Genomic DNA, 17,264 nt, shown 5'->3' with positions numbered 1-17,264 from the left:
AATGAACAACAGGATTTTTTCACCTGCAAACTGGGATATCCGCCAGGGAGATTATATATCGAACGAGCTGGACTATACCGAGGGAACAAAAATGATGCAGAAAGACAAAAAGAAGAAGCTGGCAGGCGTCTTTATTTCTGCAGGATTTGTGGTGGCAATCATGCTGATGAAAGTTCTGAATTATACTGCTGCAATAAAACTGTAGCATAATTTCAGACAGAATTCAAGGCCGCGGAAAGGGTACACTCCTTTTCCGCGGCTTTTTTATTGGGAGAATCTCCCGCAAAGACATTTCAAAGAAGCGGATTATCCAACCGGGCACTAACAGCAAACTATGCATGTTATATGGTTTAGAATTATCTTAACATCATGAAAACAGCACTTTTTCTTCTTTCTTTTTCGTTTCTTTTATTGGCGCAGCCTGAACAGCCGGGACCCTATCAGCAGGGGACGGTGAGTTATCAGATTCAGCGGGGAAACAGGCAATTCAACACAACGTTTTATTACCCCGCTCTCTCAGGAGGATCAGCCGCACAGCCGGATACCGCAAACGGTCCTTATCCGGTGTTTGTATTCGGTCATGGTTTTTTCATGCAGGTGAGCTATTATACCACCATGCTTAAGCATCTTGCCTCGCACGGATATATTGTTGCTGCTCCGCAGTTCAGTGATACGCAGCATGGGGAACTTGCCAATGATATGATTGCAATTATCCAGTGGCTTCACGCGCAGAACCGGACTCCCGGCTCAATCTTTTACCATCTCGCGGATACTCTTTTTACCGGAGTCTCAGGCCACTCAATGGGGGGAGGAGCCTCGCTCCTTGCTGTCACCAGAAGCGATCTGATCAGACTTGCTGTACCTCTTGCTCCGGCTGAAACCAATCCTTCGGCGATTCAGGTCATGGGGCAGGCAAAAGCGCCGGTATATATCATCGCCGGACAGAATGACGGAGTGACTCCTGTCAGCACCAATCAGCTACCGATGTATAATAATGCTCCTCCCTTTAAGGCGCTGAATATCTTAAAAGGGGGCAACCACACAAAGTTTATGGATGTATCAACGTTTGACTGGTCAGATCTGCGCGGTTACCTCAGCCGCGGTGAGCAGCTGCGCATTACCAGAAGATATCTGACTGCTGCCAGTAATCTTTTTCTGAAGGGGGATACCACCATGCATAAGTGGCTTTTCGGGAATCCGGCACTCACTGACACACAGATCGTTTATGCTGACACGCATGCGCCGCAGAAACCCTGGCGCTTCAGACAGATTGGGCCTGAAGGACCACAGCCGGCTGATGATATTTTATTCGTGTGGAATGCATCCCTTCCTCTGCTGCCCGGGGATTCAGTGCGTTATGAAATTGCCCTCTCAGCACCGGGTGCCGCACAGCCCGGGTTTATATATCACACAGCGGATACTCTGTTTACTCTGAACGATGCTCCGTCAGGGGAATGGCTCTGGCGTGTTACTGCTTATACTTCTGATACAACTTTTACTGAATCAGAAAATGGAATGATGATAACAGTTCCTGCTGTCTCAGGAGTAAAGAATGAAAGCAGTAGCAGCAGTTCTGATGTATCAGTAAGCGTGTATCCTAATCCTTCAAAGGGGAAGATTTATATAAAAGGGAAAGAGGGGATGCGGGTAAAGATTTATTCGATAACAGGAGAATTGATGGCGGAAGTGGCTGCTTCATCTGTCCCGGTTATGGTAAACAAGATATTTGCTCCGGGTGTATATATTATTACTGCTCCGGGCGGCATTGCCGGAAAATTCATTATACAATTATGAAGTATGAATTATGAAGTATGAATTGTGAATTGTGAAGTATGATTTGTGAATTGTGAAATAAATTGTAATCAATGTACGTTGTTAATTGTACGCTGTACATTGATTACTAATTACTAACTACTAATTACTAATTACTAATTCCTAATTGTTTATAGTTTATCTATCCATGAGAGACTTTCCTCGTTCGCCATAAATTCTTCCACCTGCTTAACATCGTACTCGCTTCCGATAAAGATGGGGGTGCGTTCGTGAAGTCCGGTCGGCTGAATTTCCAGAATCCGCTGTTTTCCGTCTGATGCTTTTCCTCCTGCTGCTTCCATAATCATTGCCATCGGATTGCATTCATACATCAGGCGGAGTTTGCCTTTGGGACTGCGGGAGTCGGCCGGATACATAAAGATGCCGCCATAAAGGAGGGTGCGGTGAACATCCGCCACCATCGAGCCGGTATAGCGGGATGAATAGGGGCGCTGTGACTCAAGATCTTCTTCCTGAAGATGTTTTATATATTTCTTCAGTCCGGGGTGCCAGTATTTGTAATTGCCTTCATTGATGCTGTAGATTTTACCCTTCTGCGGAATGCGTATATCCTCATGTGAAAGGATAAACTCCCCGATAGAGGGGTCAAGTGTAAAGCCGTGCACACCGTCACCGGTGGTATATACCAGGATGGTGCTTGAGCCGTAAACCACATAACCGGCAACCACCTGATGAAGCCCCTGCTGCAGGCAGTCCTCCAGAGTGCCGGGATGTCCGTCTTCCGAAACGCGTTTATATATTGAAAAGATGGTTCCGATGCTCACATTGGCGTCAATATTGGAAGAGCCGTCAAGCGGGTCAAAAAGGAGCACATATTTGCCGATTTCGTAATTGGAGGGAATATGGATAATTTCTTCTTCCTCTTCTGATGCCATAATGCAGAGATGCCCTCCGTGGTCCATTGCCTTGAACATCATTTCATGGGCATACATATCAAGCTTTTTAACCTGCTCGCCGTGAACGTTTTCAGAGCCGGCAAAACCGAGTATGTCAACCAGTCCGGCTTTATTTACTTCCAGAGAAATTACTTTGAAGGCGAGCACCAGATCGCTGAGCAGGCGGCTGAGCTCTCCGGTAGCTCCGGGATGCTTTTTTTCTCCTTCGATGATGTGACGCTCAATGGTCATGAACCTCATTTTGGGCATTAACAAACTCCGATGATGTGTAAGAGGAATATTTCAATTGCTGAAAAATAAGGAATGCGAACTACATGAAAAATTAAATAGTTGCCCGTAATCAGAAACAAAAATGCCGGAAGCGGGACTTCCGGCATAAGAACACGGTAAACTATACGGGATGGGGCGTTTGCCTTAATTTCCCGTAAAAGCCCTGATATTATAGGTAAACGTGAGGAGGAAATACTGCTGCAGCACCGCGGTTGAACGGTTTTCAGCGTAGAGTTCGTTCACTGAGCGGCTCAGGGATTCATTCTGTTTCAGGATGTCAAAGATATCCAGGCGCACTTCCCCCCTGTTATTTTCAAGGAATTTATAGCCCATCCCCATGCTCCAGATATAATAGTCCCGTCTGGCATCAGTAGGGAGCCCGGCATTATAATAAGCGCTGAAATCGGTTTTCACGAAAAGCTGATCAAGCAGAAACCAGTTAATATTAGCGCTTCCGCTGTGAACGAAATACTCATCACTCTGCGCCGTTTCAAGCTCGTTGCGGGTTTTATACCAGACCGGGGAGTAGCCAATCCGGAAATCAAGTTTCTCACTGAAATTGCTTGTCAGTGATATACCGGTGTTCACTGAATAGGTGTGGGAGAAGTTGATGCTCTGATTAATGCGCCCCGGCGTCTTGCCGTAATTAAAACCGGTGCTCAGATTCAGATTGCTTTTCAGCCATGAAACGGGGAGTCCGCCGCTGATGAAGGAACGGAGCGAAAGGGCGTAGTCAAAATTCTCAGGAGCCGTCAGCTGAGCACCGGCGGGGAGGGGGGTGCCGTCCGGAAGCGTCATGTTGCCCCGTCCCTGCGTTACGGAGTTTCCTATATACTGCTGAGTATAATTCATGAACATCATCGCGAAAAAGGTTGTACCGCTTGCCGGGTCAGTGCTCATATATCTGGTGCTGAGGCGGTGGCTGAACTCTTCTGCCAGATCAGGATTACCTGAGCGGAGTGCAAGGGGATTGCTGTTGTCAACCGTTCTCTGCAGCTGGCTTACCGAGGGCTGGCTGATGTTGGTTGAATACTGCAGACGGAGATTTTCCGTGCGAGAAAACTGCATCTGCATTCTGAATGAAGGAAGCACCCGTTCAAAGGTTTTATCAACCGTTTCTGTATAGGGGAAAACCTGCTCGCCATTCAGTGATGATGAGTGATAGGAGACACCTGCCATCAGATTCAGAAAATCATCACGCCAGCGGTATGACACTCCCGGGCGGTAGGTTATATAATCGTTATTGTATTCATTGGAGCGGAGTGTGTCGAACAGGGAATAGGTGTTGTCCGCCGGGTTTAGCAGATGTGCCTTCTTATTGCTGATGCTGTTGGTCAGCGAGCTGTTAAAATTAAATTGCAGCATACCTTTTTCGCCTACTGATTCAGTATATACGATGTTTCCGCCCAGGGTATATCCGCTTACGGGATTGTCAATCTCACGGTTTTCCGTAAGGCTCAGAAGTCCTCCGGCAAGATTGCGCACGGTTACCGCATCCTGAAGCTGATCGGTCTGTCTGTCATTAGCCGAAGTGTTAAGCGACACTGAAAGAGTGCGCCCCGGGGTGTCAAACTTATACCGGTAGAGAAGCTCGTTTGAAAAATTCCAGGCAAAAGCATCAGTGTTGTTTATGTTATCAGTCGCGCTCAGCGCTGTTCCGTCTGAATAGCCGGAGAAAGCAATGGTGGCATTGGATGAAGAGTTATCCTGCACGCTGAAGCGGGGCGTAAGGAGCAGGGAGCTTGAAGTGTCAATGGTATATTCAAATCTGCCGTTAAAGCGGTGGTTAAAGTTGTCAGCCGTTGAGGCGTAATCCTCGTTATATATATTATAAACCGCCGAATCGGAGAAATAGACCCGCTCGCTCCGCTGGCTGGTGCTGTTATCGGTATTGTTAAAAAAGTAGCTCGCGGTAACGCGGAAATCATCACCAAAGGCATCAGTATAATTAACGCCGAAGGAGTTTGTTCTGGTATTGCCGTCCTGATTACCCACAAGGAAGTTTGAGGCAGTGCCGCCGCCCCAGTTGCCGGGAGTGAAACCACCTCCGCCCCCTCCTCTGCCGCCGCGCCCCCCGCCTCCCCCGCCTGATGAAACACCAACAAGATCCTGCGATGAGAAGTTCTGTACATTGACATTGTTGGTCAGTCCGAGAAGCGAGATGCGCTGCTGATTATTGAATATATTATATACTGCTCCTCCTGAGTAGCGGTCCTCGGTGCCGTAACCTCCGTAGAGTTTACCGAACTGTCCGTTGCGGCGTTCGGGTCTGGTTACTATGTTGATGGTTTTGCTTGCGTTGCCGTCATCAAAGCCGGTAAACTGCGACTGCTCGCTCATCTGATCAAATATCTGAATCCGGTCAACCACCTCGGCCGGCAGATTACGCAGCACTGCGTTCGGATCATCACCAAAGAAGGGCCTGCCGTCAACCAGTACCCGCTTTACTTCTTCCCCCTGTGCTTTTATTACGCCGTCTTCTTTGGTGATACCGGGAATCTTTTGCACAAGATCTTCAGCGTTTGCATCGGGATTGGTCTTGTATGATTTTGAACTGAACTCTATGGTGTCTTCTTTTTGTATCGCGGGGATGGATTGCCCGGTAACGGTTACGTCTTCCAGTTCAATGGGTGAGCGTTTCAGGAATATGGTTTTCAGATTACTGCTTTCACTGCGGAGGCGGAGTGTGTCGGTATATTTTTCGTAGCCGATAAAGGAGATTTCCAGTATATACCGCCCCTGATTCAGACCGGTGAAACGGAACTTGCCTGAAGCATCGGTGGTGCCGTATTTTGAATAATCCGGGTTGCGCAGATGTTCCAGTTTTATATTGGCGCCGATGAGGGCTTTGCCGTCTGAGCTGTCTTTAACCGTGCCGGAGACTTCAAGTCCCTGGGAGAAGGTTAGGACGGTCAGCAGAAAAAAATGTATCAGTAAGAGACGCATAAAGAATTATAAAAAATGAAAAATGAATAATGAAAAATGAACAATGCCACTGAATTCTTCCTGTTTCGTAAAGTCAGATGACAATCTGTCAAATTAGAATTATGATATAAGCCGTAACCGGCACGGTATTTTTTGACAACAGAAGCGCCAGAATAGTTTAATTCAATTTACAACCTTTCTAAGGGTACGAAATTTTTTTTACCGCAAAGGGCGCAAAGTTAACCGCAAAGTCCCGCTGAGTTCAATTCTAAAATCCGGTAAAACCTCTCACAAAGAGCAATTCACAATTCACCATTCACAATTCACAATTATTTTTCAGTGTCCCGCAGCATTCCACATAGCCATCACACCCACGCGCACCTGAGTATCGGCAATACCACTGAAATCATCCTGATAGCGGAGCGCGGTATCGAGTACAAAATAGCGGTTCACAAAAAGGCGGAGCCCAACACTTCCGCTGTATCTGCGTTCAACCACAAATTTGGTATTCTTTGCGTCCACTGCAATCACCGGAGTGCTCAGCACTTCGGCAATCATGGTGGTGCGTTCGTTAAGCCGCCGGTCAAACCCGAAGAAAAAGTTGACCATATTCTGCTTCACCGTAACCGGGTTATAATTCCATACAGCATTGGTAAAATAAAGCTGGGCATCTTTATAGCGGATATCGGTAATGGTCAGTCCGCCGTGCAGTTCAACATCCCCGTATTTTGCGTATGTGAATGAAAGATATAAGCTGGTCATCCGCCACTTATAATCCACATACCTGAGCCCGAGGAGGTAGAGGTCTTCAGCGGAAGTTCTGATAGCTTCTTCATCGGATGAGGAGCCCTCCCAGGAGGAGTTTGACCTCATGCCGGCGCTAAGCTGCCAGGAGCGGTCATCCGCGGTATAGAGCTTTCCTTTGAGCGCGATGTTGCCGTAGTTTTCATCTCTGGAGAAAAGGGAAGCCATCAGGGAGGAAGTAGCCATTTCAATATCGCCGTAGCCCCCCAGGCCAAAAGCCACCGAGCCGAGGAAGCCGTTATCCCGTTCAAAGCCGAATGCGCCGCCGAGGATTATGGAAAGATCCAGAGGGTTAAGCACGCGGGCGGTCTGAATGGTGTAAAGTTTCGGGAGTGTATGATTAAAAGTGAAGCCGGCCTGCGGGGTGGTATAATTTATTGTGTCAGTCTGCGCCCATAAGCCGGAAGAAGCGGCTGCGAGCCAAAATGCCAGGAATAATCTTTTCATAATAAAATCCGGAAAATGTGTTGGGTAAAAATAACCAAAACCGGAGAGCAGGGGAAAGGTAAAAAAAAGTACCGGCAAGGGGACGGGCTGTCAGGTAGCGCCAGGTTTTCAGGAGGCGGGTAGAGATATTGAGTTTCTTATTATATTTGAAGCTAAAATCCGGGTTGAAATTATGGCGAATTCGCCATAATTAAAAGTTGCGCGGGTTGGAACTGTCATTAGATTATTGCAGAGGAATGGGATTCATTCATAACCAGCAAATCAGTTTCTATAAATTAAAATATTCTTATTTTTAAAGCCAAAATCTGGGTTGTTGATACCGGGTAGATGGGTTGAGGACAGGTCAGAAAGGCTCGCAATATTGCGGATACTCAATAGTTATAGAAGGTAGAACAATGAATACTAGCGTTGTGAGTGATCAAAAATTACCTATAAGTTATTGGACCCGATACTTAAGTTTTATAAACTATATTTCATTAAAAAAGACTGTCAACCTTTCGAAGTCTTTATATTTTTAGATGCTGGGAAAAGAGGTCATTAGTTCAAAACCTTCACTCTCAACAGCTTATAACACGGGCTTTCTAAAATGCGAGTGTACTTCGTGGACAAGAAAGTTGTAAATTTGAAACAGTATTTCTCCGGGAAAGCTAACGAAACCCGTACATTAGAAAGCCCGGGAACGTTAACGGATATTTTAAAACGACACGAAAATGACACCATCACCAGAATACGACAAGTTTGTTAAAAGTGTATCAACCTTTTCACAAGACATAATAAATCATTCAAGAACTTCTTGGAATGGAATTGACTTTAATCAGACAGAGCCTCATATAATAAAAAGTTTTTTGCTGGACGGAAATGTAGGTATTGATTATCTAAATAGAAATCTAGCACCTATATTAAGCCATGCGTCATACGAAGTAAAATTTGCTTCTGTTTTTATTCATCAAAAACCAAGAATAACGAGACACATTTCATCGATAAATTTATGCACAGGTGACACTCCAAGTTGCGAACTTGGTGACCTTCTTGTAGTATTTTGCTTGTTAGACAAAAACAAGACACCAGTATTTAGGAGTGCTGTAATATTGCAGGCAAAAAAAGACGAAAAATTGACTTCCAAATCGCAACAATGCTTATACGACAGCGACATAACTTTTTTAATGCCTGTAACAGTTTATAATAATTCAATAATCAATACACCAGAAAGAAATTTACCTGACTACAGCCAAGGCAGAACTAAAGCATTACATTATTTAATTCTTAACAAATTTCCATACTTGAGACTGATTCCTTGGAACTCAAATTTAGCATATAGTTGGGGATTTTTTTTAAATAGAATTCTTGTTGGCGACTTAGGGCTTCCTTTTGAAAATCCACTTACTCCACCAAACCCTGACTGGGATTGCATTTTATACGACCTTCTCAATCTTGGAAGAGGTGTAATCCCAAGTAGAATTCAAAGAGGTAATGCTTTGGCTGACATAGTTAATCTATTCAACGACTTTAATGAATATGATAAATATTCTATAGAAATTGAAGACGAACAAGGTATGCCGACATTTTTCATTATAGTAAGAGACACCGAGTATGAAAAGAAAAACGATAGCTAACAGCACCTTCAAAAAATTGTCGGTTCACTGGTTAAATTTAGCTTTGATCATCTACCAAAGATTGTGTGTGGCTGACAGTGTAGTGCTTCTAAACAGCCAGCGTTGTGTATTTGAAAAACTTTGAAATCCAAATTAGAAAAACGATATTCTACATATGAAATTGATATCAATAGATTTATTTTGTGGAGTTGGGGGATTGACAGAGGGACTCCAAAAAGCTGGTTTCCAGACAAAATTGGCTTTTGAGATTGATGAAATTGCAGCAAAGGCGTACAAACTGAATCATAAGAATACAAAAGTTATAACTAGCGATATCAGACACGTCTCTACAAAAGAAGTAAAGAAAGAACTTGGTAAAAAAACAATTCACTTATTGGCTGGATGTCCTCCATGCCAAGGATTTAGTTCCATAAGGAGACTTAATAAGCCCGAACCTGTGAAAGATGACAGAAATGAGCTTATCACAGAATTTGTGAGATTTGTTAAAGAGTTAAAGCCATACACATTTATGATGGAGAATGTACCGGGTTTAGCTCTTGACAAATCATTTAAAAAAGCACTTAAGGATCTTGAAAAAGCTGGTTATTACAAGCCGGACTGGAAAGTGGTTAACATCAGTGATTATGGCGTTCCTCAGAATAGAAAAAGATTAGTTTTAGTTGGGTCCAGATTGGCACCACTTAAAATTGCAGAATCGACTAAAAAGAGAAAAACAGTACGACAGGTGATTGGCAAACTACCGAAACCCGAGAATTCAAAAGACCCTTTGCATCAAATCTTTCCTATTCATTCAGAAAAAATATTAAATTTTATTAAGGATATTCCAAAGAATGGTGGTAGTAGAAAAGATTTAGGGAAACACAGACAGCTTAAATGTCACAAGAAAGAAAATGTCGGATTTAATGATGTATATGGAAGATTAAGATGGGATGATTTTTCTACTACAATAACTGGTGGATGTTTAAACCCTTCTAAAGGACGCTTTCTACATCCTGAACAAGATCGATGTATTTCAGCAAGGGAAGCATCTATGCTACAGACTTTTCCAAAGACATATAAGTTTCCGATTGGTGCACCAAGAACGAAAATTGCACTGATGATTGGGAACGCTTTACCCCCGGAATTTAGTAGGATTCAAGCTGAGAACATTAAACAGCACATTCAAACTTACATTAATCAAAAATAATTAATATGCCGTTATTCCGAGACACCTTTACAGCTTCTGATATTTCACTTACAAATGACCAATACAATGTGGTAATAGATGACACAAATGAAATTTTGTGTTTGGCTTGTGCTGGTTCAGGAAAGTCTAGAACTCTCTCATTTAGGATAGCAAGGCTTATACATGAAGGAGCAAGACCAGAAAGTATAATTGCATTCACATTTACAGAAAAAGCCGCCGAGTCTTTAAAAAGACGTGTTGCAAATGCGTTTGAAGAAACTGGTCTGCCTGTGGCACTTGTGGGGGCAATGTATATTGGGACAATACACGCTTTTTGTAAAAATCTCCTTGGCTCAATGAATGCAAAATATCGGCAGTATGAAGTTCTTGACGAAAATAGATTAAAACTATTTTTGCTATCGCGATATTATGAATTAGGGCTAAACGTACTTCAGGAAACTAAAAACGCAAGAATGTTTCAAACTATAGCCGAAGTTTCAAATGCATGGAAGATGGCAAATGATGAAATGTTATCTTTAGATGATATCGGAAGGGAATATCCAGCATTAGGTGTAAGCTTGCAAAATATTAATTCACGATTGAATGCTGACCAATATATTGATTTTTCCTTAATGGTACGATTGGTTGTAGAAGCACTCGAAAATAATAATCCTGAGATGAGTATCGCACTTGATTGTGCTAGCCATCTTATGGTTGATGAGTATCAAGATGTCAATATTTCTCAGGAAAGGCTAATCAGAGGTTTATATAGTCGTCTACGGTCATTGTTTGTTGTTGGTGACGATGACCAATCAATTTATGGTTGGAGAGGAGCAGATGTTAGGAATATTATTGAATTCGACCAAAGATATCCAAATTGCTCCACACACACTTTATCAACTAATTTCAGGAGCACAAGCACAATAGTTTCTGCTTCAGACAGGTTTATTCAACTTGAGCTTAGTACTGCCAGAATTGATAAATCACCAATATCCAATTCGGAAGGAAATATTCAGCACTTTGGGAATTTATGGTTTGACAGTAAGAATGATGAAGCTGAATGGATTGCTATGAGAATAAACGAATTGATTGGCACTAAATACGTTGAAGGTGACGGCTTTGAAAGAGGACTAACAAAATCTGATTTCGCAATACTGATGCGTTCGGTACAAGGCGGCACACGAAATGGAGGGGCACCATACCACAGAGAATATACAAATGCTCTTTCTGATGCTGAGATAAATTATATTATTGAAGCGGAGGGTTCTATTTTTGAAAGACTCCATGCAAGAACACTCAGAGATTCAATGGGACTATTAAGAGAACCCGGTTATCCAAGAAGGGAAGCAACTAATTTTTTCAACTCAAATGTTTTACCTGTCTTCCCAAATGCTGATTTAAATAGATTTTTAGAAATATTAGCTGATTGGAATAACCAAATACACAGACCGATTGGCGGGGCAAGAAGAAAAGTTTATCCGCAATTATTGGTTCATGAATTAATTGAAGCATTTAATTTGTCAACAACAGAGTTTCATAATCCTGAACAGGTAATGCGTGATTTAGGAGTTTTTAGTGGAATAATATTGGACATTGAAAAGGTTTTTGTGAGTATAGATACTGGTCTGAGGTATCAAAGCGTTCTAAATTTTCTTAAAAATGTTGCTGAGTCCGGTTATGACACCACCCAAGTAGAGTTAACATCAAGACCCGATGCCGTTACAATTTCGACTGTTCATAAAATGAAGGGGCTTGAATTTCCAGTGGTCTTCATCGTAGACGTTGTTCAGCAACGGTTTCCATTGAGAAGAAGCAATTACACTGGTTGGTTACCACTGAACTTAATTCAAAATCCTTTATCAAGAGGACTTTACCAAACAAATAATGCTGGAGAAGCAAGACTTTTTTATACAGCACTGACTAGAGCAGAACGGTTTTTGTACATTACAGGCAGCAGCACTCAGCCAGGATTGCAAAGACCTAAAACCCCTAGCCCATTCAAACTTAGGATACAGGGGCTGAATTATCCGTCAATCATTAGTGATGCAACACATTTACCTGACAATATTGAAAGAGCCGAACCACGTATGCGTATTGATGAAGAATCTATGCCTACAAGTTTTACTGAAATAAAGGACTACTTGGAATGTCCCATGAAATATAAATTTAGGAAAGTTTATGGTTATAGCCCAGCTGTACCTGAGCTTTTCGGTTATGGCTTAACAACCCACACAGCAATAAATCGAATACATCAACTCTTCAATAACTCAACACCATCAAGGGAACAAGCTGAAGAAATTGCCAACGATGTTTTTCATTTAAAGCATGTTTTTCCATCAAGAGACCCTGAAAGAGAAGGCCCATATGAGAGGGCAAAAAATGCATCAAGAAGACTTGTTGGGAATTATGTTGAAGGATATCCAGATGATTTTGTTCAAAGCCGGTCTTTAGAGCAGCGGTTTGAGATAAAAGCAGACAGAGCCTTAATAACAGGTTCAATTGATTTGCTTTTAAGAGAGGACAACGAAGGTAATATTCTGGAAGCACGAGTAATTGATTTCAAGTCAATGGACTTCCCTGAAGGGCAGTTAAATCCATTTTTTTGGATCAATCTATCATTGCAAGTTCAGCTATACGCCTATGCAGCTGATATTGTTCTTGGGGAGAACGCTAAAACAGGCTCGGTTCACTTGCTAAAAGCACCCAATACTGGAGAATCACCAAATAGAGTAAATGTTCCAATTACAGATTTAGCAATTCAAGCAGCTATTCAGAATATTGAATGGGCTGTAAATAGAATTCTTGATGGGGAGTTCCCTATGCGCCCAAGTAATAGCAAGTGTGAAGAATGTGACTTCAGAAAAATATGCTCTAAACAAGGACAAGAGTTTAATTCGACAGAACTCCCAAGTCCTATACATATCCCTAAAACCAATGGAATTTCCGAGATAAGAGTTAGAAGTTTTAGTGATCTGGTATGAAATATACGATTTATAACATACGCTTGACGCAATGTGGGTCGTCGCGCAATATTTAAGGTTTGTGTTTCTATTTAACATTTGTGCTGGTTGACAGTGATGTGCAATCAAATTGTCACCTTCGTTTAACTACAAAAAAGACATGCACCCAATTTATGGTTCAATTCCAGTTCATATAGTTTGTTAACCCAATGTTATATTGCGGTGGATTGTATCGCAGGGGTTACTTCTTAGCATAGATTCAAACTTGCCACGGGCTTCTAACCAATTTCTTGTCATCCTAACAGCTAAAATGCCATACTAATTTCGATAAGTAAAGGGGATTACTCAGAGCTCCAGGAATGCAATTCGTGAAAATTAGTTTCCAAAATTAGTGTTAATTCGAGTAAAAATGCGATTGGAATGGTGCCACAAATTAAGAACACGAATTTCACTAACTATGGTAGTTTGTCTGTCAGTTGCAGCCCGGTTTTAAGGAGGGGCTGAGGTATAGACACAGAAAAAGTGATATATTTCCGGTCCGAGAATAAACGAGCTATTCATAATAATAATGAGAAACAACCATGAGCAAGAAAAACAATTATCTCTTTCTGTCAGGATTTTTCTTTTGTGTATTCCTTGTTGTTGAATTTACTGATATTTATGGGGATTCCGGTTGGTTTAAAACCTTTCTCATAATTTTATTCACTACTTTTTTGATCAGCGGAATTGCGAGCAAAGAGAAAAAAGGTAATGACAGCGAACGGCCTGAAAGATGAATTGCCAGAGGTCAGGGAGGCTTCATAGTTCCGGGAATTTAATTCGTGAAAATTAGTCTCCGCAATTCGTGTGAATTAGTGTAAACTTCCGCCCCAATCGTTAACACGAATGGCACGAATTAGGAACACGAATGGCACGAATTTGTAACACGAATGGCACGAATTTGGAACACGAATGGCACGAATTTGTAACACGAATGGCACGAATTTGTAACACGAATGGCACGAATTTGTAACACGAATGACACGAATTTGTAACACGAATGACACGAATTTGTAACACGAATGGCACGAATTTGTAACACGAATGGCACGAATTTGTAACACGAATGACACGAATTTGTAACACGAATGGCACGAATTTGTAACACGAATGGCACGAATTTGTAACACGAATGGCACGAATTAGGAACACGAATGGCACGAATTTGTAACACGAATGGTACGAATTAATAACACGGATTTTACCAACCACCACAATTTACTTCCTGATAGCAGCCAATATAGTAAATCAAAAACCGGCCTTCCTGGCTTAGCTTGCCATACAAATTGGCAGAATTCAGGGGTTGGGTGCGGTGTCTTGATTGGTAAGGGGAATAGCAAGGGGGAGCGGGAAAGTGCAAAAAAAAACTACCATCAACAGGCCTGTCTGTCAGTCACAGACCTGTTGAGGTAGTGAGGGTTCATGGGGGTTTACTCTTCTCCTGAGCCGTTCAGGTTTATCAAACCTCCGTCTTATATTATGCAACTGCCGTGCCAAAAGTGAAAAAAGGGGGATGGCAATTCGCCTCAGGAAAAAGATGCGAAAATTTGAAAAAAAGGAACTTTTTACTTATGTTACAACAAAAATTATTCCAAAAAATGAAAGCTTTTTACAACATAAATGGTGTAGTTGTCGGCAAAGATGTCGTAAAAAGTCAATTTGTGTGCGACCTGGTCGCGTGCAAGGGGGCCTGCTGCACTATTCCCAGTGATTATGGGGCGCCTTTACTGAAGGAAGAGGTAGAGCCGATCCGCTCGGTGCTTCCGCAGGTGAAAGAACTGCTCCCCGAACAGCACAGAATGATTATTGAGGAAGAGGGATTTTACGAAACCGTGGACGGCGAACTGGTCACCAAAAGTTTTAACCGCCGTGCCTGTGTGTTTGTCTATTACGAAAACGAAATTGCCAAGTGCTCCATCGAAAAGCTTTATAAGGCAGGGGAAATTTCGGTGAATAAGCCGGTATCGTGTCATCTCTTCCCGATCCGGATATCCAACTTCGGCGGCGATGTGCTCAGGTACGAAAAGTTCAGCGAGTGCAAGCCAGCCATCGAAAACGGAAAAAAACACGGGGTAAGGATATTTGAATTTTGTAAGGATTCCCTTGTACGTAAATACGGGGAAGACTGGTATAAAACATTATCGGACGAAGTAAACAATGAATCTTAATCTTTCTCAAAAACTGAGTCTTACCCAGCGCTTAACGCCTCAGCAGATTCTGTATCAGAAGATACTGCAGCTGAACGTTCTTTCGCTGGAGCAGAAGATCAAGAATGAAATTGAGCTGAATCCTTTTCTCGAAGAAGATATCAGCATTGAAGAAGCAGCAACGGATGAAGCTGAAAATCCGGCGGAAGACATTAACGATGAGGATAATGATGAGTTCAGCAGCAAAGACCTGCTGGATGATGATGACTATTACCAGGATGATCCCGAATACCTGAACCGCCGCGGCAGCGATGATGAGCCGTCGAATATTCAGACTCCTCAGCGCGAGACCATGAGCGAGCATCTTATTGAACAGCTTCACATGCTTGATATAGATGAAAACCTGATGGTGCTGGGGGAGGAGATCATAGGCAGTCTTGATGATGACGGTTATCTGAAAGAAGAACTGAGTGTAATCGTTAAAGAGCTCCGGCTGTTTCAGCATATTGATATACCGGAAGAAACCGCTGAGCAGCTGCTAAAGAGGATTCAGCTTTTTGATCCGCTGGGCATTGCCTGCCGTTCGCTGCAGGAGTGTCTGCTGGTGCAGCTGCATAATCTGGCGCTTGATCCTTATTACTCATTTCTGGCAGAGAAAGTTCTTACCGAACACTTCGAAGATTTCACCCATAAGCGTTATAAGCTGCTGAAGAAAAATCTGAAGCTGACTGACGAAACGCTTCACGCGGTGCTTGATCTGATTCACAAACTGAACCCCAGGCCGGGGGAAGGTAAGGTTGAGACAAAAGAGTTTAATCAGATTACCCCTGATTTTATTGTTGAGCGTGAGGGAAAAAGTTTTACGATTGCGCTGAATGACCGGAGTGTTCCCAGTGTTACCATCAGCCCCGCTTATGTGCAGATGCTGCAGGAGAATAAAAAATCAAGCCGTAAGTCTGAGGTAAAGCGGAATACCTACGCTTTTCTTAAAGAGCGGTTTGAATCGGCAAAGTGGTTTCTTGCCTGCATAGAGCAGCGGAAGAACACTCTGATGCGCGTGATGCAGTCAATAGTTACCAAGCAGTTTGACTTTTTTGACAAAGGCCCCAAGCATCTCCGTCCTCTTATATACAGGGATCTTGCCGAAGAGATAAATCTGGACGTCTCAACCATCAGCCGTGTGGTTAACGGAAAATATGTGCAGAGTCCGCAGGGCATACACGAGCTGAAGTATTTCTTCAGCGAATCACTCACCACGGAATCAGGCGAGGAGATTTCCAACAAGGTTATTAAAGAGAGGATTAAGGAAATCATTGCAGGGGAGTCAAAATCCAATCCGCTGAGTGATGATAAACTTGCCGAAATTCTGAATAAGGAAGGGATCAACATAGCCCGGAGAACCATAGCCAAATACCGGGAGCAGGAGCGGATACCGGTCGCGCGGCTCCGGCGGGAATTGTAATCCGGCGGCACTGCTGTAATTATGCTGGCTGACCTGCTTATTACCCTCCTGCTGTTTGCGCTGTTCGCGGTTATTCATACCATCACGGCAGGCAGGGGAGTGAAGCAGTATATACTCAGCCGCTTTCCGGGGTTTTCGGCATTTTACCGGCTTGCCTATAACGCTCTTTCGCTCCTTACGCTCTGGCTGTTTTATGAACTGAGCCCCAAACCCCATTATATATTGTTTGATCTTCCGTACCCGTGGGATTTCATTATCCTGATTCCCAAGATACTGGCAGGGGCGGGTTTTATATATACCATGCAGCATTTTGACGGTGCGGAGTTTCTGGGCATCAGGCAGGCAGTGGTTTATATACGTACCGGAAAGGCGGACGCTGATCCTGACGCCGCGTCGGTTTTCACCGCCAAAGGCCCCTACCGCTACAGCCGCCATCCCCTCTACCTGTTTTCCATCATCTTTCTTCTTTCACAGCCGTTTGTTAACTGGTTTTATGCACTCTTCACCCTGTTTTGCATCATCTATTTTTACGCCGGTTCCTGGTATGAGGAGCGGAAACTGCTGGAGCGGTTCGGAGAGCGGTATGCAGAATATCAGAAGAGGGTACCGCGGATTTTTCCCTGGGATTTTTTTTGAGAGAAAAATTCAGTTAGGTTTCAGAATGAAAAGAAATTTTTTCAGAAGTTATTTAAATGTTGATACT

The 17,264-nt window shown here is 43.1% G+C and carries 12 protein-coding genes; 8 read left to right on the top strand and 4 right to left on the bottom strand.

All coding sequences use genetic code 11. The annotated features are described in order from the left end of the window. The first annotated feature begins 1 nt into the window (after position 1). Together HRU80_00345 and HRU80_00340 are read left to right on the top strand one after the other, a co-directional pair. Positions 2 to 205, top strand: a complete 204-nt coding sequence (locus tag HRU80_00345; GenBank protein ID QOJ27391.1) for a hypothetical protein — start codon at positions 2 to 4, stop codon at positions 203 to 205. A gap of 164 nt (positions 206 to 369) precedes the next feature. Beyond that, positions 370 to 1,794 (top strand): T9SS type A sorting domain-containing protein, encoded by a 1,425-nt coding sequence (locus HRU80_00340; protein QOJ27390.1) that lies wholly within the window; start codon positions 370 to 372, stop codon positions 1,792 to 1,794. Here HRU80_00340 and HRU80_00335 read toward each other — a convergent pair. The 4 genes from HRU80_00335 to HRU80_00320 form a co-directional block, all read right to left on the bottom strand. Continuing rightward, positions 1,781 to 1,894, bottom strand: a complete 114-nt coding sequence (locus HRU80_00335) for a hypothetical protein (GenBank protein QOJ27389.1) — start codon at positions 1,892 to 1,894, stop codon at positions 1,781 to 1,783. The genes HRU80_00340 and HRU80_00335 overlap by 14 nt on opposite strands. 49 nt (positions 1,895 to 1,943) lie before the next feature. Further along, positions 1,944 to 2,978 carry a class 1 fructose-bisphosphatase gene (gene fbp, locus HRU80_00330; protein QOJ27388.1) on the bottom strand — a complete coding sequence of 345 codons (1,035 nt, stop codon included), beginning with the start codon at positions 2,976 to 2,978 and terminating at the stop codon, positions 1,944 to 1,946. Between the two features lie 165 nt (positions 2,979 to 3,143). Continuing rightward, positions 3,144 to 5,945, bottom strand: coding sequence for an outer membrane beta-barrel protein (locus HRU80_00325; protein QOJ27387.1), 2,802 nt, complete (start codon positions 5,943 to 5,945; stop codon positions 3,144 to 3,146). A gap of 315 nt (positions 5,946 to 6,260) precedes the next feature. After that, positions 6,261 to 7,175 (bottom strand): hypothetical protein, encoded by a 915-nt coding sequence (locus tag HRU80_00320; GenBank protein QOJ27386.1) that lies wholly within the window; start codon positions 7,173 to 7,175, stop codon positions 6,261 to 6,263. Between the two features lie 710 nt (positions 7,176 to 7,885). Between HRU80_00320 and HRU80_00315 the strand changes: the two genes are divergently transcribed. The 6 genes from HRU80_00315 to HRU80_00290 all read left to right on the top strand — a co-directional run bounded on the left by HRU80_00315 (position 7,886) and on the right by HRU80_00290 (position 17,197). Then, positions 7,886 to 8,788 carry a hypothetical protein gene (locus tag HRU80_00315; protein ID QOJ27385.1) on the top strand — a complete coding sequence of 301 codons (903 nt, stop codon included), beginning with the start codon at positions 7,886 to 7,888 and terminating at the stop codon, positions 8,786 to 8,788. A gap of 154 nt (positions 8,789 to 8,942) precedes the next feature. Further along, on the top strand, positions 8,943 to 9,974 hold the full coding sequence (locus HRU80_00310) for a DNA cytosine methyltransferase (GenBank protein QOJ27384.1): 1,032 nt from the start codon (positions 8,943 to 8,945) through the stop codon (positions 9,972 to 9,974). A 5-nt stretch (positions 9,975 to 9,979) separates the two neighbouring features. Beyond that, positions 9,980 to 12,934, top strand: coding sequence for an ATP-dependent helicase (locus HRU80_00305; protein QOJ27383.1), 2,955 nt, complete (start codon positions 9,980 to 9,982; stop codon positions 12,932 to 12,934). 1,616 nt (positions 12,935 to 14,550) lie between these two features. Further along, positions 14,551 to 15,120 carry a DUF3109 family protein gene (locus HRU80_00300; protein ID QOJ30413.1) on the top strand — a complete coding sequence of 190 codons (570 nt, stop codon included), beginning with the start codon at positions 14,551 to 14,553 and terminating at the stop codon, positions 15,118 to 15,120. Next, positions 15,110 to 16,561 carry an RNA polymerase factor sigma-54 gene (gene rpoN, locus HRU80_00295; protein ID QOJ27382.1) on the top strand — a complete coding sequence of 484 codons (1,452 nt, stop codon included), beginning with the start codon at positions 15,110 to 15,112 and terminating at the stop codon, positions 16,559 to 16,561. Before HRU80_00300 ends, rpoN begins: the two co-directional genes overlap by 11 nt. A gap of 21 nt (positions 16,562 to 16,582) precedes the next feature. Continuing rightward, positions 16,583 to 17,197: an isoprenylcysteine carboxylmethyltransferase family protein gene (locus HRU80_00290; protein QOJ27381.1), complete on the top strand. Its 615-nt coding sequence runs from the start codon at positions 16,583 to 16,585 to the stop codon at positions 17,195 to 17,197. Positions 17,198 to 17,264 lie beyond the last annotated feature (67 nt).

It is taken from the genome of Ignavibacteriales bacterium (genome assembly GCA_015709675.1).
In the GTDB taxonomy this organism is placed as follows: Bacteria; Bacteroidota; Ignavibacteria; order Ignavibacteriales; family Ignavibacteriaceae; genus H2-BAC3.
The sequence above is the reverse complement of the archived record's forward strand: the minus strand, read 5'-3'. Positions and strand labels throughout refer to the sequence as shown.